The organism is Postechiella marina, from assembly GCF_039538365.1.
In the GTDB taxonomy this organism is placed as follows: domain Bacteria; phylum Bacteroidota; class Bacteroidia; order Flavobacteriales; family Flavobacteriaceae; genus Postechiella; species Postechiella marina.
In genome coordinates this window covers 390972-414163 of the sequence record NZ_BAABCA010000003.1, presented here as the reverse complement: position 1 = coordinate 414163, position 23192 = coordinate 390972, and the positions used below count along the sequence as shown (strand labels likewise).

Annotated in this window: 17 protein-coding genes; 15 read left to right on the top strand and 2 right to left on the bottom strand. The window is 33.0% G+C overall.

Annotated elements, in window-relative coordinates; translation table 11 throughout:
• The first annotated feature begins 60 nt into the window (after window positions 1-60).
• The 10 genes from ABD715_RS08300 to ABD715_RS08255 all read left to right on the top strand — a co-directional run bounded on the left by ABD715_RS08300 (window position 61) and on the right by ABD715_RS08255 (window position 13428).
• Window positions 61-1218 (top strand): homogentisate 1,2-dioxygenase, encoded by a 1158-nt coding sequence (locus ABD715_RS08300; RefSeq protein ID WP_344787694.1) that lies wholly within the window; start codon window positions 61-63, stop codon window positions 1216-1218.
• A gap of 234 nt (window positions 1219-1452) precedes the next feature.
• The gene (hppD, locus tag ABD715_RS08295; RefSeq protein ID WP_344787693.1) at window positions 1453-2613 is read left to right on the top strand and encodes a 4-hydroxyphenylpyruvate dioxygenase; all 1161 of its coding nucleotides are present in this window, start codon (window positions 1453-1455) and stop codon (window positions 2611-2613) included.
• Window positions 2614-2998: 385 nt separating this feature from the next.
• Window positions 2999-3778, top strand: coding sequence for a DUF3108 domain-containing protein (locus tag ABD715_RS08290; protein WP_344787691.1), 780 nt, complete (start codon window positions 2999-3001; stop codon window positions 3776-3778).
• A gap of 3 nt (window positions 3779-3781) precedes the next feature.
• Window positions 3782-4705, top strand: coding sequence for a tryptophan 2,3-dioxygenase family protein (locus tag ABD715_RS08285; RefSeq protein WP_344787689.1), 924 nt, complete (start codon window positions 3782-3784; stop codon window positions 4703-4705).
• Complete coding sequence (locus ABD715_RS08280) at window positions 4687-5979, top strand: M23 family metallopeptidase (RefSeq protein ID WP_344787688.1); 1293 nt, start codon at window positions 4687-4689, stop codon at window positions 5977-5979. The genes ABD715_RS08285 and ABD715_RS08280 overlap by 19 nt, the downstream gene beginning before the upstream one ends.
• Window positions 5980-5983: 4 nt before the next feature.
• Window positions 5984-7603, top strand: coding sequence for a glucose-6-phosphate isomerase (pgi, locus tag ABD715_RS08275; protein WP_344787687.1), 1620 nt, complete (start codon window positions 5984-5986; stop codon window positions 7601-7603).
• Window positions 7604-7759: 156 nt separating this feature from the next.
• Window positions 7760-10303 carry a TonB-dependent receptor gene (locus ABD715_RS08270; RefSeq protein WP_344787686.1) on the top strand — a complete coding sequence of 848 codons (2544 nt, stop codon included), beginning with the start codon at window positions 7760-7762 and terminating at the stop codon, window positions 10301-10303.
• A 12-nt stretch (window positions 10304-10315) separates the two neighbouring features.
• A complete protein-coding gene (locus ABD715_RS08265) occupies window positions 10316-11449 on the top strand; it encodes a hypothetical protein (RefSeq protein ID WP_344787685.1) in 1134 nt (377 codons plus the stop codon).
• A gap of 80 nt (window positions 11450-11529) precedes the next feature.
• The gene (locus ABD715_RS08260; RefSeq protein WP_344787684.1) at window positions 11530-12885 is read left to right on the top strand and encodes an endonuclease; all 1356 of its coding nucleotides are present in this window, start codon (window positions 11530-11532) and stop codon (window positions 12883-12885) included.
• A 105-nt stretch (window positions 12886-12990) separates the two neighbouring features.
• Window positions 12991-13428, top strand: coding sequence for a hypothetical protein (locus ABD715_RS08255; protein WP_344787683.1), 438 nt, complete (start codon window positions 12991-12993; stop codon window positions 13426-13428).
• 79 nt (window positions 13429-13507) lie between these two features.
• Here the strand turns inward: ABD715_RS08255 and ABD715_RS08250 are convergent, their stop codons facing one another.
• Entirely contained in the window at window positions 13508-14557 is a 1050-nt protein-coding gene (locus ABD715_RS08250; protein ID WP_344787682.1) for an endonuclease/exonuclease/phosphatase family protein, read from the bottom strand.
• 136 nt (window positions 14558-14693) lie between these two features.
• On the opposite strand from ABD715_RS08250, the gene ABD715_RS08245 reads away from it, so the two are divergent.
• Genes ABD715_RS08245 through ABD715_RS08235 form a run of 3 tightly spaced genes read left to right on the top strand, consistent with a single transcriptional unit; the run spans window position 14694 to window position 19398 of the window.
• A complete protein-coding gene (locus tag ABD715_RS08245) occupies window positions 14694-17501 on the top strand; it encodes a carboxypeptidase regulatory-like domain-containing protein (protein WP_344787681.1) in 2808 nt (935 codons plus the stop codon).
• A gap of 34 nt (window positions 17502-17535) precedes the next feature.
• The gene (locus tag ABD715_RS08240; RefSeq protein ID WP_344787680.1) at window positions 17536-18984 is read left to right on the top strand and encodes a DUF5689 domain-containing protein; all 1449 of its coding nucleotides are present in this window, start codon (window positions 17536-17538) and stop codon (window positions 18982-18984) included.
• 36 nt (window positions 18985-19020) lie between these two features.
• Complete coding sequence (locus tag ABD715_RS08235; RefSeq protein ID WP_344787679.1) at window positions 19021-19398, top strand: hypothetical protein; 378 nt, start codon at window positions 19021-19023, stop codon at window positions 19396-19398.
• A gap of 7 nt (window positions 19399-19405) precedes the next feature.
• On the opposite strand, the gene ABD715_RS08230 is transcribed toward ABD715_RS08235, so the two are convergent.
• Complete coding sequence (locus ABD715_RS08230) at window positions 19406-20377, bottom strand: endonuclease/exonuclease/phosphatase family protein (RefSeq protein WP_344787677.1); 972 nt, start codon at window positions 20375-20377, stop codon at window positions 19406-19408.
• A gap of 292 nt (window positions 20378-20669) precedes the next feature.
• On the opposite strand from ABD715_RS08230, the gene hflX reads away from it, so the two are divergent.
• Window positions 20670-21887: a GTPase HflX gene (hflX, locus tag ABD715_RS08225; RefSeq protein ID WP_344787676.1), complete on the top strand. Its 1218-nt coding sequence runs from the start codon at window positions 20670-20672 to the stop codon at window positions 21885-21887.
• Window positions 21888-22089: 202 nt separating this feature from the next.
• Complete coding sequence (locus ABD715_RS08220; RefSeq protein WP_344787675.1) at window positions 22090-23130, top strand: aldo/keto reductase; 1041 nt, start codon at window positions 22090-22092, stop codon at window positions 23128-23130.
• Window positions 23131-23192: the final 62 nt, after the last annotated feature.

The following is a 23192-nucleotide window of genomic DNA, read 5'->3' as shown; positions in this document are numbered from 1 at the left end:
ATTTTTTTAATAATTTACACCCAAAATAAATCTTTGGGTTAACTTTTAAATTCAAAGCAAATGCCTTTTTACCATAAACTAGGAAGCATTCCGCCTAAGCGCCATACACAATTTAGAAAACCAGACGGTAGTTTGTACTACGAGCAATTGTTTGGTACTATTGGTTTCGACGGGATGTCTACAAACAGTTATCATGAGCAACGACCAACACAAGTAAAAGAAGTAAAAAACCAATATAGTGTTGCGCCCAAAATAGCATTAAAAAACAATATAAAATCGTACCGTTTAAAAGGGTTTCAGGTTAAACCAGAAAACGATTATTTAGAAAGTCGAAAAACGGTTTTAATAAATAGCGATTGTGCAATAATTTTAGCAGCACCAAAAGAATCTACAAGAGCTTATTTTTATAAAAACACCGATGCAGACGAGCTTATTTTTGTGCACAAAGGCACAGGTAAGTTAAGAACCATGTTAGGTAATCTCGATTTTAAATATGGAGATTATTTACTTGTGCCACGAGGCGTTATTTACAAAATAGATTTCGATACTCAAGATAATAGGCTTTTTATAGTCGAGTCTCGTAGACCAATATACACGCCTAAGCGCTATCGAAATTGGTTTGGGCAAATGTTAGAGCATGCACCTTTTTGCGAACGCGATATGCGAAGACCGCAAGAATTAGAAACTTATAACCAAAGCGGCGAGTTTTTAATAAAAGTAAAAAAGCAAGACGATATTATAGAAATGGTATACGCATCGCATCCGTTTGATGTAGTTGGTTACGATGGCTATAATTATCCGTATGCCTTTTCAATTCACGATTTCGAACCTATAACAGGGCGTATACATCAACCGCCACCAGTACATCAAACTTTCGAAACCGATGCTTTTGTAGTTTGCAGTTTTGTACCAAGGCTTTACGATTATCATCCACAATCTATTCCCGCACCATATAACCATAGTAATATAGACAGCGATGAGGTGTTGTATTATGTAGATGGCGATTTTATGAGTAGAAACGATGTAGAGGCAGGACATATTTCTCTGCATCCAGCAGGTATACCTCATGGCCCGCACCCAGGAGCAACAGAACGCAGTATTGGTAAAACCAAAACCGAAGAATTGGCGGTAATGGTCGATACGTTTAAACCGCTAATGCTAACAGAGGAAGCTATGGCAATAGCAGACGGGAGTTATTATAAATCTTGGTTGGAGTAATAGGCCAAAAACTTTAGACGCAAGAAAAGAGAAATAAGTAATTAGAGATAGGCATAATTACAAGAAATTAAGATTTAAGGCTTAAGAATTAAAACAAAAGAAAATATATTACAAAGAGTAATTAATTAAATAAGAAGAAAAAATTGGAGAACTTTAAAAAATGATCAAGGGTTTTTAAATTAAACACTAGTAAAATCTTTTTTCTCTAATCTATCTTCTTTATTCCATAATATTATGAGTAAAGACATAAAATCAGTAAACTACGGTTTAGAAAAAATATTTGCAGGCGCACAAGATTTCTTACCACTTTTAGGAACCGACTATGTAGAATTCTATGTAGGTAATGCAAAACAATCAGCACACTTTTATAAAACAGCATTTGGGTTTCAATCTTACGCCTATAAAGGTTTAGAAACAGGATCGAAAGACCAAGTTAGTTATGTGCTAAAACAAGATAAAATTAAACTAGTATTAACCACGCCTTTAAATAGTAAATCGCCAATAAATAACCACATTGTAAAGCATGGTGATGGAGTAAAAGTAGTTGCGCTTTGGGTAGAAGATGCTAGAAAAGCTTACCAAGAAACAACAAGCAGAGGCGCAAAATCGTACATGGAACCTGTTGTAGAAAAAGACGAACATGGAGAAGTGGTGCGAGCAGGTATTTATACCTATGGCGAAACGGTGCATATGTTTGTAGAACGTAAAAATTACGATGGAGCTTTTTTACCAGGGTTTCGAGAGTGGAAATCAGATTACAATCCGGAGCCAGTTGGTTTAAAATATATAGATCATATGGTTGGTAATGTGGGCTGGGGAGAAATGAATACTTGGGTAAAATGGTACGAAGACGTTATGGGGTTTGAGAATTTCTTATCGTTTGATGACAAGCAAATACATACCGAATATTCTGCACTGATGAGTAAGGTGATGAGTAATGGGAATGGAAGAATAAAATTTCCGATAAACGAACCTGCAGAAGGTAAAAAACGATCTCAAATTGAAGAGTATTTAGATTTTTATGAAGGAGCAGGTGTACAACATATTGCTGTGGCTACAGACGATATTATTACAGCGGTTTCTAGTTTAAGAGCACGTGGTGTCGAGTTTTTATCTATTCCGCCAGAAGAATATTATCGTGCAGTACCTGGTCGTTTAGAAGAGCATAGTCATGAACTAAGAGAAGATATAGAGGCTTTAAAAGCATTGGGTATTATGATTGATGCTGATGAGGAAGGGTATTTACTTCAAATTTTTACAAAACCTGTAGAAGATAGGCCAACGTTGTTTTTCGAAATAATTCAGCGTATGGGTGCTCGTGGGTTTGGAGCAGGTAATTTTAAGGCGCTTTTTGAATCTATTGAAAGAGAGCAGGCAAATAGAGGCACACTTTAATAAAATAGTTTTTTTATTTAAACCTGTTTAGTTTTTGCTAAACAGGTTTTTTATTTTTTAAAAAGTATTGCCTTGTGGTATACATAAGTAAAAATTAGTAAACGGTTCGCGTTAGGGATAGAACGGTATGTTTAAGCTCCCCGACCTAAGGAGGGAGCGAGTAGTGATAGCCCGACTGTAGCGTTTCCTGCAAGTTTTTTGTCTTGTAGGTATAAAGCGAAAGTAACGCCATAAATAATTATTCTTGTAACAAATTAACGTTAAGAGCTTCTAATTGTAAGTAGGTGTCATAATAAATTTATATTTTTGGAATAGTAATTGTAATTTATTTTTCGAAAACAATAAATGTAAGACTAGAAAGTTACATTACAATACCCCACACAAGATGAAAAAAATACTACTTATATTATTACTTGTTATTTCTTCGCAAGTGTCTTTTTCTCAACAAGAGTCTGCATTTCAAGAGGGCGAATGGTTTAAGTTTAAAATGAGTTATAGTAATTGGCTTAAAGCTGGTAATGCTACATTACAAGTTAAAGAAGAGTCGTTAAATAACAAGGAGGTGTATCATGTTGTAGGTAAAGGGTGGACCACAGGAATGATAAAATGGTTTTTTAAGGTTAAAGATAGATACGAAACTTATTTTGATAAGCAAACCATTGTACCATATAGATTTGTTAGAAATATTGATGAAGGAGGGCATACAAAAGATATTGTAATAGATTTTGACCAGCAAAAACAAAAGGCTTATGTAAATAATATTAAGCATAAAAAGAAAATGGTTATAGATACAAAGCCCAATATTCAGGATATGGTATCTACTTTTTATTATTTGCGTAATAATTTAAAAACAGAGATTTTAAAGGTTGGAGATGAGGTTAAAATAGATATGTTTTTCGATGAAGAAAATTACGGTTTTAAATTACAGTATTTAGGCGAAGAAGTGCTTAATACAGATTTTGGTAAAGTAGAATCTTTAAAATTTAGACCATACGTTATGGCTGGGCGTGTTTTTAAAGAGGAAGAAAGTTTAACGCTTTGGGTGTCGAAAGATAAAAATAAATTACCTTTGCGAATCAAGGCAGATTTGGCTGTAGGCTCACTAAGAGCAGACTTAGAGTCTTTTAAAGGATTAAAGCATCCGTTTAAAATAGTAGTAAATTAATTAATGAGTTTAGATCCTAACATAACCAAACAGTTAAAGGAAAAATACGAAAAAATAGATCAAGATTTAGATGTTCATTTAGAAGGGTTATTACACAGTAAACCCATTAATTATTGGGACTATATTAAAACAGATGCTCTATTAAATCTTCAGGTGCAGCGTACTGTTTTTCCAGACGAGATGGTTTTTATTATGTACCATCAAGTAAACGAGTTGCTTTTTAAAATGGTACTTACCGAGATAGATCAAGTAGCAAAAAGCGATGAGGTTAGTGCAGAGATGTTTACTACTAAAATAATGAGAATAAGTCGTTATTTTGATGTGTTAACATCGTCTTTTAGTATTATGAAAGACGGTATGGATGTAAAACAATACAACGAGTTTAGAACTACGTTAACGCCTGCAAGTGGTTTCCAGAGTGCGCAATACAGAAAAATAGAATTTGCATCTACAGAGCTTATTAATTTAATAGATAAACGCTTTAGAGACTCTTTTAACAAAGAGGCATCTTACGAAGAGGCTTTTGAGCATTTATATTGGCAAGCTGCGGGTAAAGATTATAAAACAGGTAAAAAAACATTTACACTTTCTGATTTTGAGGATAGGTATAAAGATGAGTTTTTAAGATTTACTAAGTTTTATGGAAAAAATAATTTGTGGTCTAAATACAAAGAGTTGCCTTTAGATGCGCAAGAAAATAAAAATTTAAAAGAGGCTATGCGCCATTACGATTATACTGTAAACGTAAAATGGGTAATGGCTCATTATAATACAGCCAACCATTATTTAAATATAAATGGAAAAACTGCCGAGGCAACAGGGGGAAGCGAATGGGTTAAATACATGCATCCTAAATATCAAAAAAGGATATTTTTCCCAGAATTATGGACAGATAAAGAAATAGAAGATTGGGGACGAAATATTTAATAGCATTATTAGTAGTATTAAGTTTTATTGGTTGTAAAAATGACGAAAAACAGCCAGAGATTATAGAAGAAGAGGTGGCAATTGTTGCGCCAAAAGAACACTACGAATTCGGTTTTAAATTAAGTGATTATATTGTTAAAAGAGATACTGTTAAAAGTGGCGACAGTTTTGGTGTTATTTTAGAGCGCCATAAAGTTGGCTATCCTGCTATATTTAATATTGCAGAAAAAGCTAAAGATACTTTTGATATTAGAAGACTTCAAGTTGGTAAGCCTTATACGGTGCTATGCGCTAAAGATACCACAGAGGTTGCAAAGTGTTTTATATACCAGCCAAACATGGAAGAGTATGTTGTAATTAACTTTCAAGACTCTATAACAAAGGCTTACAGGAGTAAAAAAACAATTAAATATATAGAAAAAACAGCCACCGGTGTTATTAATAATAATATATCTGTAACCCTAGAAGAGCAAGGTTTAAGTCAGCGTTTAGCACACATTATGGCAGACGAGATTTATGCTTGGACCATAGATTTTAGAAGGCTACAAAAAGGAGACCGGTTTAAGGTTTTGTATACAGATAAATATATTGACGATACTATTTATACCGGTGTTCACGAAGTAAAAGCAGCACTTTTTGAGCATAATAAAGAGCCTTTTTATGCTTTTCAATTTGAAACAGATAGCACTAAAGGTATTGTAGATTATTTTGCAGAAGATGCTAAAAATTTACGTCGTGCCTTTTTAAAGGCGCCAGTAAAATTTAAGCGTATATCGTCAAGATATAACCTAAAAAGACGCATTGCTGTTTATGGTTATAAAGTAAGACCGCATAGAGGCACCGACTTTGCTGCAGCTATAGGTACACCAATTATGGCTACTGCCAATGGTACGGTTTCTAAATCTAGTTATACAAGAGGAAATGGTAATTATGTAAAGATTAGGCATAATGCAACTTACGATACGCAATATTTACACATGAAAAAACGTAATGTAAAAGTTGGACAATTTGTTAAGCAAGGCGATGTTATTGGTTGGGTTGGTATGACAGGAAATACAGGAGGACCACACGTATGTTATCGTTTCTGGAAAAATGGAAAACAAGTAGATCCGTTTAAACAAAAATTGCCTGAAGCAGAGCCTATTTCAGATAGTTTAAAGGTGAAATACTTAGATTTTATTAAGCCTGTAAAAACAAAATTAGATGCTATTCCGTACAACAATAATAATTTAGACCAAACATTAGATACTAATCAAATTACACTACAAAATTAATTTTATGGCATTACCAAACGTAAACCCAACAACTACGCCATCTTGGAAAAAACTACAGTCTCATTTTGAAGCAGTAAAAGATGTGCATATGAAAGATTTGTTTGCTAACGATGCAGACCGAGCAGATAAAATGACCATTAAATGGGACGATTTTTATGTAGACTTTTCTAAAAATAGAATAACCGAAGAAACACTAGGTTATTTGCTAGAGTTGGCAGACGATGTTAAGCTTAAAGAAGCAATACAGAGTCAGTTTTCTGGAGAAATAATAAATAAAACCGAAGGGCGTGCAGTTTTACATGCAGCTTTACGTGCACCAGAATCGGCAACATTTAATGTTGAAGGTCAAAATGTAATGCCAGAAGTATATAAAGCTAAACAAAAAATAGAAGGCTTTGCTAACGAGGTTATAAACGGAGAAAGAAAAGGATATACTGGTAAAGTATTTACAGATGTAGTTAATATTGGTATTGGCGGGTCGGATCTTGGGCCAGCCATGGTTGTAGATTCACTACAGTATTATAAAAATCATTTAACAACACATTTTGTAAGTAATGTAGATGGCGACCATGTTAACGAGGTTATTAAAAAACTAGATCCAGAAACAACACTTTTTGTTGTGGTTTCTAAAACGTTTACTACGCAAGAAACACTATCTAACGCTAATACTATTAAATCTTGGTTTTTAAAATCGGCAAACGAGACAGCAATTGCTAAACATTTTGTAGCTGTTTCTACAAATTTAGAAAGTGTTAAGAATTTTGGAATAGACGAAAATAATATATTCCCTATGTGGGACTGGGTTGGTGGTCGTTTCTCGCTTTGGAGTGCGGTTGGTTTAACTATTAGTTTGGCTGTAGGTTATAATAATTTTGCTAGTTTGTTAGATGGAGCCAATAAAATGGATAACCATTTTAAAAATGAAGATTTTAAAAATAATATACCAGTTGTTTTAGCATTAATAAGTATTTGGTATAATAACTTTTTTAAAGCCGAAAGTGAAGCAGTAATTCCTTATTCTCAATACCTAAATCAATTTGCAACATATTTGCAACAAGGTATTATGGAAAGTAATGGTAAAAGTATTGATAGAAATGGAAACCCTGTAAATTACGAAACAGGAACTTTAATTTGGGGAGAGCCAGGAACAAACTCTCAACATGCATTTTTTCAATTAATACACCAAGGAACAAAATTAATTCCAGCCGATTTTATTGGGTTTACTAAATCGTTACATGGCAATCAAGATCATCAAGATAAGCTAATTTCTAACTTTTTAGCGCAAACCGAAGCGTTATTAAATGGTAAAACCGAAGCAGAAGTTGTCGCAGAAGGTACTAAAGAAGATATTGTTCCTTTTAAAGTATTTAAAGGTAATAAACCAACAAACACTATTTTTATAAATAAATTGTCGCCAGAGAGCTTAGGGAAATTAATAGCAATGTACGAGCATAAAATATTTGTGCAAGGTATTATTTGGAATATTTATAGTTACGACCAATTTGGAGTTGAATTAGGAAAGCAATTAGCATCTAAAATTTTACAAGAATTTAACAATAGTGCAGTAAATGAACATGATTCTTCTACTCATAACTTATTGAATTATTATAGGAAAATGTCTTAAAACGATGTGATATTTTTCGTAAAAAAGCAAAAAGGCTTCAGTATTTTTAATGCTGATGCCTTTTTTTTTGTTAGCAACTAACCTATTTGTTAACGTTTTCTTAATATTTAAACTTGGATTATACGTAATTTTGCCCCGACTAATTTCAAATAATAAATGATGAAAAAAATTACGAATTTTCTATTCTTAGCTGTGGCATTTTTGTTTACCACGGTTATTATGGCTCAAAGTACTATTACAGGTACTATAATGGAAGCTGGTGTAAATATGCCATTACCAGGAGCTAATGTTATCGAAAAAGGTACAACTAATGGTGTTGTTACAGATTTTGATGGTAACTTTTCTTTAACAACTAAGAGTACTTCTGGAGAGCTTGTTATAACTTATGTAGGTTATACTACAAAAACAATTGCTTTTACAGGAAATGCAACTTTAGGTAATGTAACTTTAGAGACTAGCCAAGTAGGTTTAGAGACTGTTCAAATTATTGCTTCTGTAGCTGTAGATAGAAAAACACCTGTTGCGGTTTCTACTGTAAAAGCTGCCGATATCGCTTTAAAGTTGAGTACACAAGAATTTCCTGAAATTTTAAAATCTACACCTGGTATTTATGCTACTAAACAGGGTGGTGGTTATGGTGATGCAAGGGTTAACATCCGTGGATTTTCTTCTGAGAATGTTGCGGTAATGATTAATGGTATCCCAGTTAATGATATGGAAAATGGACGTGTATACTGGTCTAACTGGGCTGGTTTAGGAGACGTAACATCTACAATGCAAGTACAAAGAGGTTTAGGTGCTTCTAAAGTAGCTGTGCCTTCTATTGGTGGTACAATTAACATTATTACAAAAACTACTGATGTTGAAGAAGGTGGTAACTTCTTTACAAGTATTGGTAATAATGGTTATTTAAAATACGGAATGACTTACTCAACAGGTTTATCTGATAAAGGTTTTGCTGCTACTGTAAGTGCTTCTAAAATTTCTGGTGATGGTTATGTAGATGGTACGCAGTTTGAAGGTTATAACTATTTTATTAACTTATCTCAAGAAATTAATGATGCACATACCATCTCTTTTTCTGCTTTTGGAGCACAACAAGAACACGGACAAAGGTTTAACCGTTCTACAATAGGAGAATTACGCCAAACAGAACAAGGTCCACAAAAAGCTAATAAAGATTGGGGTTACAAGAATGGAGAGGTTTATCACCAATCTTATAACTTTTATCATAAACCACAAATGTCTTTAAATCATTTATGGAATATAAACGATCAATCAGTATTATCAACAGCATTATACGCTTCTTTTGGATCTGGAGGAGGTCGTAGAGATGAAGGTTCTAAAATTGGATCTAACGATTATAGATTTGGAGGTCCAGATCAACCAATAGATTTTGACACTATAGTTGAAGAAAATATAGCTAATGGAGTTGGAGGATCTACAGATATCATTTCATCTACAATTAATTCACATAAATGGTATGGTTTATTAACCACTTATAAAAATGATATTTCTGATAAATTAGTTATTTCTGGTGGTTTCGATGGAAGATACTATATAGGATCTCATTATTACGAAGTAGAAGATTTATTAGGAGGACAGTTTTTCTTAGATAATGAAGACGATACAAAAGCCTTTGGTAAAGCATTACAAGTAGGAGATCGTTATAATAAAGATTATGATGGGTACAACATAAGAACAGGATTCTTTGGACAAGCAGAGTATCAAGTAAACGATGATATTAACGTGTTTATGGCTGCTGACGTGTCTAATACAAACTATTTCAAAAAGGAATTTATGAGTTCAGACATTCCTGATAACGATCGTGAGTCAGATCATGTAAACTTCGTTGGTTATGGTATTAAAGGTGGAGGTAACTACAACTTAGATATGAACAATAATGTGTTTGTAAATGTTGGTTATTTTTCTAAAGCACCATTTTTAACTAATGTTTTTCTTCAAGAAGATGAGTTAACTTACAATGAAGATGCTGTAAACGAAAAAGTATTTAGTGCAGAAATTGGCTATGGTTACAGAAGTGAGAAATTATCTGCTAATGTAAACTTATATCATACTAAATGGTTAGATAAAGCAGAATCTAGAGAATTACCAGCTACTACAGATGGAGATAGATTATATGCTAACATTTTAGGTATTGATGCATTACACCAAGGTATTGAAATAGATTTTAAATATAAACCAAATAATAAGTTAACTGTTACAGGTATGGCTTCTCTTGGTGATTGGCAATGGAAAAGTGATGTAAGTGCAGATATCTTTACTCAAGATGGTGAGTTATTTGATACTGTAGAAGTTTTTGCTGACGGAATTAAAGTAGGTAACTCTGCTCAAACAACATTTGCTTTAGGTACAACTTATGATGTTACAACTAAAACTAAGGCTTATGTAGATTATAACTATGCAACTAACATGTATGCCGATTTTGATGTAACTAGTAGAAGCTCTGCAGATTTACCAGACGTTTGGGAAGCACCAGGTTTTGGTCTTTTCGATGTTGGATTTAGCCATTCATTTAATGTAGGAGACTTTGAAGCAAACATAAATACTAAAATTAATAACTTGTTTAATACAGAATATATTTCTGATGCTCAAGATAGCGGAGGACTTGAGTCTGATGCTGCAGTATATTTTGGTTCAGGTAGAACTTATAGTGTATCATTAAAAGTTAATTTTTAAAAAAAAGAAAACATGAAAAAATTTATTTATTTATTTATAGCAATTGGGTTTGTGTTTACATCATGTAACCCAATGGATGATATTTACGAAAATATTGATTCTAAATTGGCTTTAGAGGGGGTTGTTGCTAATTTTGACTATACATTAGTTGAAGATGATTACAAAAAAACATTAGAGTTAGATTATGCTAACTTTAACTCTGACGAAGATGCAAAAACATTAATATCAGAATTTTTAAGTACTAAATACCCTTATTTAGGCGCTACATACAAAACAGATGGAAGTATTAACGAAACATCTGCAGTTAATGTAACATATGCTTTATACAATAGAATTAATAAATATGAAGCTGAAATTAGAGAGGTAGAAAGTAACGAATATAACCCTATTACGGGAAATAATTATGGAAACTTTGATAGAGATAGTCACCTTCAGGATTATTTAAACCAAGAATATCCAGAAGCAGAAAATGATGATTTTGTGTCATTAAGGTATAGATATTATTCAGGTACTACAAATACATTGACTAATGGTTTTGTTTTTGACGGTACGTTATGGAACCAAATTACTGGTTTTACAGAAGAAGAATATGAAGAAATGGGAGAAAGCTATCCTAATTTTTCAAGTGAAGACGAAGCTGAGTCTAAAATACCTGATTTTTTAAGTACAGATGGTGTTGAAGCTGGAGCTATATTATCAGTAATGTATGAATTATTTAGTAGCGGAATAACTACTAGTTATACTTTAAATTATACTTTTGATGGTACAGAGTGGTCAGAGTATAACAATGTTCAATCTAAAAAACTTCAATTTGGTTACGATGGTACAAACTGGGTGCCAGATAATACAATTGCATATACTTTAACTACAGCAGATTATGCTAGTGTTTCTAGTGCTTTAGGAGATACTTACCCTTCTCAAACAGCAAGTGTTAGTAACTATACTAACTTTGATAGAAGAAATGGTAATGCTGAATACTGGAGTAGCGATATGCTTGTTGAAGCTATAAATGTGGTTTTAGATATCGTAGACCCATCTGCAGAAGAAGAACAAAAATACACTGTAACTTTTGATATTTATAATGGTTCAAATACAACCGAAAATATTTCAGTTATAAAAACAGGAGGTGTTTGGGTTTTACAATAAAACCTAACATTTAAATAACACAAAACCTCTTGTCTTTTTTGACAAGAGGTTTTGTTCTTTTTAATTAAATTTAAAAAATCATGAAAAAAAGTATTATTTATTTTTCAATTATAGCACTTTTTGGCTGTAGTAGTTCTGGTGGAGACGATTCTCCTATAAATCCAGATAAAGGAGATAATGGCGTTTCTATAGCTGTTAACGATGTTGCAGTTACTACAGAAGATAAAGCAGTAATTATAGAAAATCTTTTAGCAAATGATACTGTATTAGATAATGCAAGAATTACATCTTTTGATGCCACGAGTTCTAATGGAGGTACAATTGAAGATAATAGGAATAACACCTATACCTTCATGCCTAAGTTGGGGTTTATTGGAGAAGATACATTTACATATACAATTTGCGATAAAGATACACCTGCCGACTGCTCTACAGCAACAGTTACAGTAACTATAAATGATGAAGGAAGCCCTGTTGCTGAAGATGATGCTGTTAATGTATTAGCTGGAGGAACTAAAATAATTTCAACTTTACTAGATAACGATTCAGCAATTGATGATGCTGTAATCACTGCGGTAGACAATGCAGGTACATTAGGTACAGTAACATTAAATACAGATGGAACTGTAACTTATACACCGCAGTCTGGTTTTGAAGGAACAGACACATTTACTTACACCATTTGTGACGACGACGTTCCAACTGCAGAATGTTCTACAGCAACAGTTACGGTAAGTGTTTTAGCAGCCTTAGAGTTTAATATACCTTCTAGTTTGGGAGATTATTACGATAATGTTATTTTTAATGATGATGCCGATTTAATGTTCGAAGAAATCTCTGAGCATACATTTGCAATGCATACTGTAATATTAACTTACACACAACGCCATGATCATTTGTACAATGCCGATGCCGATTTATCTAACTCAGATAATGTTATTTTAATGTACACTGGCGAAAGTAGATATTGGGAAGAGTACACATCAGGAAATAACCCATATGCTACACAAACTTATAATACCGAGCACATCTATCCGCAATCTAAATTAGTTTCAGATGATGCAGTAACAGACTTACATCATTTAAGATCTGCAGATGCTACGGTTAATAGCGATAGAAGTAATTATCCTTATGTTGATGGAAGTGGTTCGAATAAACTAATAGGTGGAAACACATGGTATCCTGGAGACGAATGGAAAGGAGATGTTGCTAGAATGGTAATGTACTTAAACATTCGTTATGGAGAAACATTTTCTAAAGTAGGTTCTTTAGAATTATTTTTAAAATGGAATGTTGAAGATCCTGTGTCTGCTTTCGAAGAACAACGTAACGATGTTATATATGCAGCACAAGGAAACAGAAATCCATTTATAGATAACCCATACATTGCTACTTTAATATGGGGCGGAGATACTGCCGAAAATAAATGGGAATAAAATTTACATTGATTTTTCTATCAATTTTAAAACCGCCTCAATCAAGGCGGTTTTTTTACGTTTAATCCTTACATTTGTTTAACTTAAAAATAAACACAAATAATTATGGGCGATATGATAAAAATGCTACACTCTTATTGGGCTTACCTAGTTTTAATAATCTTGGTTATAGCAGCAATTAATGCGATAATTAAAACTTTTGGAGATAAAGAATACAGTGCAAAAGATTTTAGATTATCTCTTTTTACGCTAATTGTATCTCACATTCAGTTATTAATTGGTATTTTATTATACTTTACATCTCCTAAATTCGAATTATGGAGCGAACTTGGAGGTGGAGTAATGGGTAATTCTTTAGCGCGTTTATATTTGGTAGAACATCCGTTTGTAAATATTATTGCTGTAGCTTTAATAACTATAGGGTATTCTAAACATAAAAAGAAATTAGCATCAAACGGAAAATTAAAAACAATAGCTATTTTTTACAGTATAGCGTTATTATTGTTTTTATCAAGAATTCCTTGGAGTATTTGGTTGGCTTAAAAGCCTTTTAAAAAAATATATAAACGCCTGTTAAACTTTAGAGTATAACAGGCGTTTTTCTTTTAAATAAAAAAAGAGTTTACAATACTTCTTTAATAACATAAACGTAAACAGGCAAGTGGTCGCTAAAACCATTTGTAAAGTTTCCGTTAGAAAAGCTTCTAAAAGGGTAGCCTTTATATTTTCCCTCTTGATGTAGTAAATAGTTCTTATTAAAAATTGCAGCTTTGTAAAATCTATACGAGCTGTAATCTTTATTAATAAGCGGTTTTGTTACCATTATTTGGTCAAATAAATTCCAATTATCTCTGTAAGCATTAGTACCAATCCCATTTTTATAAAAATTTTCCATAGGGTTATAAATACCTTGGGCAGCTACTTTACTTTTATCTTTTTTTGCATTTAAAGCTTTTTTTATACTCGCATTTGTAGGGTTGTCGTTTAAATCGCCCATTAAAAACACTTTAGCGTAAGGGTCTGCTATTTGTAACGAATCGATAAGGCGTTTACTTAATTTTGCTGCAGCAACACGTTTAGGTCTGCTACGCTCTTCGCCACCACGCCTAGATGGCCAGTGGTTAACAATAACATGAATTAATTCGCCATCTAAAAGACCACTAACAAGTAGTTGGTCTCTGGTATAAACGCGCTTACTAGAAGCATCATCATAAATTTTTAGTTCGTGCTTACTTGAGGAAATAGGAGTAAATATTTTTTTTTGATAAAGTAAAGCAACATCTATTCCTCGAGCATCAGGAGAGTCAAAATGTACCATGCCATAGTTTTTGTTTACCAATAAAGAATCGTTTACTAAATCTTCTATAACTTTTTTGTTTTCAACTTCAGAAACACCAATAATGGCTGGAGAATTGTTGCTTTCTTCTTTTCCAATTTCAGAAATAACACGAGCCATATTGCGTACTTTCTTTTTATAAATAGGCATCCTGTCTGTTTTAATTTCCATTATAGGACTGTATTCATCAAATTTATCGGGGTCGTTTTCTGTATCAAACAAATTTTCTAGATTATAAAAGGCAATTGTGTGAATTTTAAATATTTTATCTTGTGCATTTGTATTTACATACAAGCTTAAAAGTAAGAATAGGAAACCGAATTTTTTGGTATTCATAGTAAAGAAAAATCGTTTTTATTATATAATACTATATTACAAAACTTGAGCCAAAAATTAAGGTTAAATTAAAAAAGTGTATATATTTATTGTTCAATGAGTTACTTTTTTAGATTTTCTGTGTCTAAATAAAAGTATGAAGAAATCCCTCTTAATTTTATGCTTTTTATGTTTTGCATGCGTTTCGTTTGCCCAAACCTTGGTTAAGGGTAGCGTTAATAATGCAGTAAGTTTTGACCCCTTAATAAATGTTTTGGTTGTTATAGAACAATCTACCTTGTCTACAAAAACAGACGCTTCAGGTCGGTTTTCTTTTTTTAATAATATTCCGTTAGGTGAGCAAATGCTAAGAATTTCAAAGCCTGGATTTATTACAAAGCGGTTTCCTATTATTGTAAATGAAGGAGAAACGGTTAATATTTCAGATATGTCTTTAGAGGCAGATAACGCTCAGGTTGATAATTTATTCACCATTACATTATCTGATGATGAATTAGATGGAGACCAAAGTGGTTACGGAAATATTTCGGGGTTATTATCTTCGTCTTTAGATGTTTTTCAGCGTACAGCTGCATTCGAGTTTAGTTCGTCGTTTTTTAGAGTTCGTGGATTAGATTCAGATAATAGCTCTGTTTTAATTAATGGTATAGAAATGAATAAACTCTATAATGGCAGACCCCAGTGGAGTAATTGGGGTGGTATGAACGATGTTTTACGAAATCAAGAATTAACCACAGGCTTAACACCGTCTAATTATAATTTTGGAGGCATTCTTGGTACAACAAATATTAATACACGAGCGTCTAGTATGCAGTCGGGAGCGCGTATTACTTATTCTTCTTCAAATAGAAGTTACTCTAATAGACTTATGGCAACTTATGCTTCAGGACATTTAAAAAATGGTTGGGCTTATACACTTTCGGTAGGACGTCGTTGGGGTAACGAAGGGTATCAAGATGCTACGGTGTACGATTCTAATTCGTTATTCGCATCCGCAGAAAAAAAACTTAACGATAAACATAGTTTAAGTTTTACAGGTATTTATGCACCCAATAGGCGTGGTAAATCATCTGCTAATACTCAAGAGGTTTACAATTTAAAAGGCATAAAGTATAACGAGTATTGGGGCTATCAAAATGGCGAAAAAAGAAATTCGCGTATTAAAGAGGTGGTAGAGCCTATTGTAATGCTAAATCATTATTGGAACTTTAATTCTAAAGCATCTTTAAATACAAATATAGGTTATCAATTTGGTAAGTTTGGTAATAGTAGGTTGGCTTATGGAGGTGCAAATTTAGTAACAACCAACGATGGGCAGCAAACTTTTGAAAGCGGAGGTACAAACCCAAGTGCTAGTTATTACCAAAAACTACCAAGTTATTTTGAGCGTAACTATGCGAACGATTTAGGTTTTGCATATCAAGCACAACAAGCGTTTTTAAACGACGGACAATTAGATTGGCAACAATTATACAATGCCAATTTAATTAACACGTCTTTAGGTAAAAATGCAACGTACATGTTGTATGAAGATCGGGCAGACGATAAGCAGTTGTCTATAAATACTGTTTATAAAAACGCAATAAACGATCATGTTTTATTTAATGCAGCGGTAAATTATAAAACATTAAAATCTGAGAATTTTGCCGAGGTTTTAGATTTACTTGGTGGTACAGGGTTTTTAAATGTAGATAGTTTTGATGGTGTACAATTTAATTTAGAAGCGCCAAACACAATAGCTCAAGTAGGCGATAAATACGGGTACAATTATAATATGTTTGCCAATGTATTGTCTTTTTATACACAAGCTCAGTTTAATTATAATAAGGTAGATTATTATGTTTCGGCTAGTATAACCAATACACAGTACCAAAGGGAAGGGTTATTTAAAAACGAATCGTTTGCTAATAACTCTTTTGGAAAAGGAGATGCTTTATCGTTTACAGGTTTTGGTTTAAAAGCAGGCACTACATATAAAATAACAGGTAAGCATATTGTAGGAGCTAATGTTGGTTATATAACAAAGGCGCCATCTATAAGAAATAGTTTTTCTAATTCAAGATCTAATCATAATATAGTACCTCATATTTCAGAAGAAAAAATAACATCTGTCGATGTTAGTTATATTTACCGGTCTAATATTGTAAAGGCAAAATTAACAGGCTTTTATACAAAAATAGAAGACGCAAACGAAATCTCGTTTTTCTTTGCCGATGGTATTGGTAATGTTATTGCCGAAACAGCCACACAGCAATCTGGTAACGACCAAACCGAGTTTATTCAAGAAATTTTGCAAGGCATAAATAAAAACCATGTAGGAGCAGAACTGGGTGTAGAAGCTCAAGTTACGCCTACAATAAAGCTAAAAGGAGCTGCAGCTTATGGGCAATATACATATGCAAATAATCCAGATTTGTATTTGTCTTCAGACCGTTTTGAGAATGTATATTTGGGTAAATCATATTTAAAAGATTATAGACTAGCAGTTGGTCCGCATCAAGCATATTCGGTTGGTTTCGAGTATCGCGATCCAGATTATTGGTGGTTTGGCGCTACAACAAATTTTTTCGATAAAACGTATGTAGATATTAGTCCGTTAACCCGAACTAATAATTTTTACAAAGATATAGATGGTTTTCCGTTTTTAGATTACGATGAAACCCTTGCAAAAACATTGCTTAAACAAGAACAATTTAATAACTACATAACGGTAAACCTTGTTGGCGGAAAATCTTGGTTGGTAAAAGGACATTACATAAGTTTTTTTGCTAGTATAAACAACCTGTTTGATAAAGTCTATAAAACAGGAGGTTTCGAGCAAGGTAGAAATGCTAATTATAGACAATTACGAGACGATAAAGCTTTAAATAAACCCGTGTTTGGAGCTAAATATTGGTATGGACGAGGGGCAACTTATTTTCTTAATTTAAATGTTCGGTTTTAAGTTGAGTTTAAAATAGTTTTATAAAAGAATTATTATGAATAAAATTAACAGAATTAAAAATACGTTAGGTATACTAGTTTTAATAGTACTAATATCGTCTTGTGTAAATGATGACGATTACAGTATTCCTAACCCTAGTGGCGAAGAAAATATAAGCATTCCAGCAGAAAAATTAACTACTTTTAGAGCGATTCATAATAGATTTAAGCAGGCAGTAAATAACGGAGATGCTATTGCAGAAATTTATGAAGATGAAGATATTTACATTGAAGGCTATGTCGTTTCTAGCGATGCTGCAGGCAATTTTTTTAAAGAACTTATTATTCAAAATAAAATAGATGAAAGCACTACAGACGAAGACCCAAGATTAGGAATTAAAGTAGATATTAATATAGCTAGTTTATCTGATACTTACGAGTTAGGCAGAAAAGTTTACATTAAACTAACAGGATTAAGTATTGGAGAATCTAACGGTGTATTAACAATAGGCACAGGCGATGGTGCTCAAGTAAAACAAATTCAGCCAGCACAGTATAGAAGTATAGTTATTAAAACAGAAGAGGTTGCCACTATTACGCCTAAAGTGGCACAAATACAAGATTTAACAGAGCAAGATTTAAATACTTTAATTAAGCTAGATAATATGCAGTTAAACAGATTTGAACTTGGTGCTACTTTTGCAACCGAATCTATAGATGAGTTTGATGGTTTTAGAACATTGGAAAGCTGCGATACTGGAGTTTCAATACTGCTGCAAACCAGCACGTTTTCAGACTTTAAAGGACTTGTTGTTCCGCAGGGACAAGGTAGTATAACAGGTGTTTTTAGTCGGGATTATGGAGACGATTTTAATGTACTTATTATTAACAGCTCTACAGCTGTTAATTTTGATAGCGATTTACGTTGCGACCCAATAGAATTAACATGTGGCTTAGCAGCAACTGTTGGAACAGGAAATTTGCTATATGAAGATTTTGAATCTCAAAAAAACAATAAGCCTATAGTTATTAGTGGCTGGACAAACTATATAGAGGCTGGTACAGAAGCTTGGGAAGCTTACTCATCTGCATCGTCTAATGCTTCGTTGGGGCGTTCTGCAAGGTTTCAGGCTTCAAGCTCTGGAGATGCTAGTAATATTGGTTGGTTAGTAACACCAGCAATTAATTTAGATGCTCAAGATGGAGAAACTTTACGTTTTAAAACCTCAAATAGTTTAGCCGATAGTAGCTTTATGGAGGTTTTATACTCTTTAGATTGGGATGGTACAGAGAACAATATAACATCTGCAACTTGGGGAGAGTTATCTGCTGCCTATGTGGTTAAAGATTCAGATTCTTTTGTTCCTTGGTTTAATTCTGGAAGTATCGATTTATCTTGCGTAAGCGGTACCATGTATATAGCTTTTAAATTTACAGGAAGCGGACAAGATACTTTTGATGGTATTTACGAATTGGATGAGGTGCGTGTGGATTATGTAGAATAATAGAATTTAATGGTATTTTTGCATTAAATTCGCCAAATGACCACATTCGACAATATATTTTTTCATTTTTTTAATCATTATAAAAACAAGAAAAAAAATAATGCTAACAAAATAGCTACTTTTTATTTAACGTTTTTACAAGGAAGTTTACTGTTGCTTTTAGGAGTATTTTTTGCTGGGTTCTTTAGGCAAATGCATGTAGATACCATGTCTGCACCAAAAGCTTGGACCTTATTTGTTTTAGTAACTATAGGCCTTTATTTTAAAAATTGGATGCATTATGGTGGCAGAAAACGAAAAGTACTTAATGCCAAAATGCTAAAAAATAAAAAGCTAAGCTATAATATTTGGTTGCTTTGGTTTTTGCCTTTAATTATTTTAGGTTTAGCTTATATTGTTTCTATGGCAGCTTAGTTTGCCATTACTTTTTAAAAATAGTATAAACAGGAAAGTGGTCGCTATAACCACCTTTATATTTTTTACCAACATAAGTTCTATAAGGCGCTCCTTTATATCTACCTTCATATATTTTTAAAAAATTTTCATCAAAAATATTAGATAAACTGTATTCGTATAAGTTATCAGAAGTTTTAAAAAAGTTTGTAGAAATTAAAATCTGGTCAAATAAATTCCATTGTCTATTATGTTTTGTAGTACCTCTATTAAAAGATCGTAAAGTTTCCATTGGGTTGTACAAGCTGTAATTATCAACCAAACGTTTAATACTATTATTGTGAGGGTCATCATTAAAATCGCCCATTACTATAATTTTTGCATCCGGATTTTCTAATCTTAAAGACGATATAATTTCGCCTACTTTATCAGACGACGCTATGCGTTTGTGCTCTGTTTCTTTTTGACCTTCGCGCCTAGAAGACCAATGGTTTACAATAACATGTATCTTTTCGCCATCTAAAATACCCGAAACCAATAAAACATCACGTGTATAATCGGGTAAGCCTTTATCGTTTTTTAATTCTACAGTAAAAGGTTCAGAGTGTAAAACTTTAAAAGCATCTTTATCATAAATTAAAGCAGCATCAATACCACGTTCGTCTGGGGAGTTGTAGTGCACAAAGCCATAATTGTGTGGCTCTAAATAATTAGAAGCAATTAAATCTTTTATCACTTTAGCGTTTTCAACTTCGGCAAGACCAACAATAGCAGGATGTTTTCCTGTTTCTCTTCGTCCTATATTCGAAATAACAAAACCGAGTTTTTTAAGTTTTTTACTATAACGTTTTGGAGTCCATTTTTTTATAGATTTTGGTAAAAAATCGCCATCGTGCGTATTTTTATCATCAAAAATATCAAAAAGGTTTTCAGTATTATAAAAAGCTATGGCCTGTAAATCGTTTCTAACAGGAACGTCATCAAAAGGTTTTATTATCATAAATCAAAAATATGCTAAAAAATTTTAACATGTAATAAAATCTCTAGGTATAAAATTAACCAAAGAGCGTTTAGATCGATTTAATAAAAACCAAGACAAGAAGTATGTTTTAGTTAATAAAGATATATGGTCTTTAAATAAGGAGATTCTAGGCACAAAAGTATCGCTTAAGCTACCAATAATTTAATTAAGTTGCAGGGTAGGTAAAAATCTCTTATATAATTAAAATAGGTTATAAAATATTAAAATTAAAATCAAGGCAATTACGTAACTTTGCACTATATTTATTTATATGATAGAAGAGAAAGATCTTAATTTAGAAAGAGCTGTTTTAATCGGAGTTATAACCAAAGATCAAAACGAAGAAAAATCTAAAGAATACCTAGACGAGTTAGAGTTTTTAACCTTTACAGCAGGCGGATATGCTGTAAAACGATTTACTCAAAAAATGGACATGCCAAATCCTAAAACCTTTATTGGAACAGGTAAAATGGAAGACGTACGTCAGTTTATAGAGCAAAACGATATTGGTACCGCTATTTTTGACGATGAATTATCGTCTGCACAAGAGCGTAATATTAGTAAAATTCTAGAATGCAAAGTTTTAGACAGAACCAATTTAATACTCGATATTTTTGCCCAACGCGCACAAACAAGTTATGCAAGAACCCAAGTAGAACTGGCACAATGCGAATATTTGCTGCCTCGATTAAGAGGTATGTGGACACACCTTGAACGCCAAAAAGGAGGTATAGGTATGCGCGGGCCAGGAGAAACAGAAATAGAAACAGATAGACGTATAGTACGTGACAAAATAGCCTTGTTAAAAAAACGTATAACAACCATAGATAAGCAAATGGCTGTGCAACGTGGTAACCGAGGTAAAATGGTTCGCGTAGCACTTGTAGGTTACACAAACGTTGGTAAATCTACTTTAATGAATGTGGTAAGCAAGAGCGAAGTTTTTGCAGAAAACAAGCTTTTTGCAACCCTAGACACAACCGTAAGAAAAGTGGTTATTCAAAACCTTCCGTTTTTATTAAGCGACACCGTAGGTTTTATACGCAAGTTGCCAACTCAATTGGTAGACAGTTTTAAAAGCACACTAGACGAGGTTCGAGAAGCCGATTTATTGCTTCACGTAGTCGATATCTCTCACCCTAATTTTGAAGAACATATAGCATCTGTAAACAAAATTTTAGGCGAAATAAAAAGCAGCGACAAGCCAACTATAATGGTTTTTAATAAAATTGATGCGTACCAAGCCGAGCCTTTTGACGATACCGATTTAGTAACCCAGAGAACAGGAGCACATTACAGCTTAGACGAGTGGAAAAGCACTTGGATGAATAAAGTAGGTAACAATGCCCTATTTATTTCGGCCATAAACAAGCAGAATTTAGAAGATTTTAAAAAACGCGTTTACGACGAGGTTCGCGAAATACACGTTACACGTTTTCCATACAATAAATTTCTATATCCAGATTATAATTACGAAGATATAGAATAGTATTAGGGCGTTACCACAAGGGTCGGGCTTTCCGTTATATCTTTTTTGAGAAAAACAAAAAAGGATGCCACATCAATCCCTAACGCATAAAAAAACCTTTAAAAGTAAAATAACTTTTAAAGGTTTTTTATCTTTACTTGTAATCTTAATATATTAGAACCCTTATTATTATTTAATCCAAAATTTACTATAAAAGTATATAATGAAATACACAACATTACCAAATAGCAATATAAAAGTTAGTAAAATTTGTTTAGGCACCATGACCTGGGGAAACCAAAACACCCAAGCCGAAGGCTTTTCGCAAATGGATTACGCTTTAAATCAAGGTGTAAATTTCTTCGATACCGCAGAGTTATATCCAGTTCCTGCCAATGCAGAAACCTATGCCGAAACCGAAAGAATTATTGGTAATTGGTTTAAAAAAACAGGAAATAGAGACCAAGTTGTTTTAGCATCAAAAATAGCAGGCTCTGGCGATTATACTGCCCATGTACGTACAAACGGTTTTAGTCCAAGTGCTTTAAAAGAAGCGGTAAACAACAGCTTAAAACGTTTACAAACAGATTATATAGATTTGTACCAATTGCACTGGCCAGAACGCCAAACTAATTTTTTTGGAGTAAGAGATTACAAGCATAACCCAGACGATGCTTGGACCGATAATTTTAAAGAAATTCTAGAAACATTAAATGGCTTTATTAATGAAGGGAAGATTAGAGAAATAGGCATATCTAACGAAAAAGCGTGGGGCACTATGCGTTATCTCGAAGAGTCTAAAACCAATAGTTTACCAAGAGTAAGCACTATCCAAAACGCTTATTCTTTATTAAACAGAACTTTCGAGGGCGATTTAGCAGAGCTGTCTATAAGAGAAAATGTAGGCTTATTGGCATATTCGCCATTAGCTTCTGGTTCGTTATCTGGTAAATACATGAATGGTAAAGTGCCTAAAAACTCAAGATTCGATTTGTTTCCAAGGTTTTCTGGTCGTTATAGTAGTCCACAAGCTATCGAGGCTACCAAAGCATATTTTAAAATAGCCAAAGCCCATGATATATCTTTAACTCAAATGTCGTTAGCCTTTATAAATCAGCAGCCATTTATTACGGGTAATATTATTGGAGCAACAAACCTAGAACAACTTAAAGAAAATATAGACAGTATAAATATAACTTTAAGCGACGCAATTATAGAGCAAATTAATGAGGTGCATAATACATATCCAAATCCAGCACCTTAAATAGTAATTTAAATTTTAATAATATAAAAAGCCAAAGAGTAAAACTCTTTGGCTTTTTAAGT

Coding starts and splice junctions, on each gene's coding strand:
- ABD715_RS08235 (WP_344787679.1), top strand. CDS start 19,021: ATGACCACATTCGACAATATATTTTTTCATTTTTTTAATCATTATAAA.
- ABD715_RS08270 (WP_344787686.1), top strand. CDS start 7,760: ATGATGAAAAAAATTACGAATTTTCTATTCTTAGCTGTGGCATTTTTG.
- hppD (WP_344787693.1), top strand. CDS start 1,453: ATGAGTAAAGACATAAAATCAGTAAACTACGGTTTAGAAAAAATATTT.
- ABD715_RS08250 (WP_344787682.1), bottom strand. CDS start 14,557: ATGAATACCAAAAAATTCGGTTTCCTATTCTTACTTTTAAGCTTGTAT.
- ABD715_RS08290 (WP_344787691.1), top strand. CDS start 2,999: ATGAAAAAAATACTACTTATATTATTACTTGTTATTTCTTCGCAAGTG.
- ABD715_RS08255 (WP_344787683.1), top strand. CDS start 12,991: ATGGGCGATATGATAAAAATGCTACACTCTTATTGGGCTTACCTAGTT.
- ABD715_RS08245 (WP_344787681.1), top strand. CDS start 14,694: ATGAAGAAATCCCTCTTAATTTTATGCTTTTTATGTTTTGCATGCGTT.
- ABD715_RS08240 (WP_344787680.1), top strand. CDS start 17,536: ATGAATAAAATTAACAGAATTAAAAATACGTTAGGTATACTAGTTTTA.
- ABD715_RS08260 (WP_344787684.1), top strand. CDS start 11,530: ATGAAAAAAAGTATTATTTATTTTTCAATTATAGCACTTTTTGGCTGT.
- hflX (WP_344787676.1), top strand. CDS start 20,670: ATGATAGAAGAGAAAGATCTTAATTTAGAAAGAGCTGTTTTAATCGGA.
- ABD715_RS08230 (WP_344787677.1), bottom strand. CDS start 20,377: ATGATAATAAAACCTTTTGATGACGTTCCTGTTAGAAACGATTTACAG.
- ABD715_RS08285 (WP_344787689.1), top strand. CDS start 3,782: ATGAGTTTAGATCCTAACATAACCAAACAGTTAAAGGAAAAATACGAA.
- ABD715_RS08300 (WP_344787694.1), top strand. CDS start 61: ATGCCTTTTTACCATAAACTAGGAAGCATTCCGCCTAAGCGCCATACA.
- ABD715_RS08220 (WP_344787675.1), top strand. CDS start 22,090: ATGAAATACACAACATTACCAAATAGCAATATAAAAGTTAGTAAAATT.
- ABD715_RS08265 (WP_344787685.1), top strand. CDS start 10,316: ATGAAAAAATTTATTTATTTATTTATAGCAATTGGGTTTGTGTTTACA.
- pgi (WP_344787687.1), top strand. CDS start 5,984: ATGGCATTACCAAACGTAAACCCAACAACTACGCCATCTTGGAAAAAA.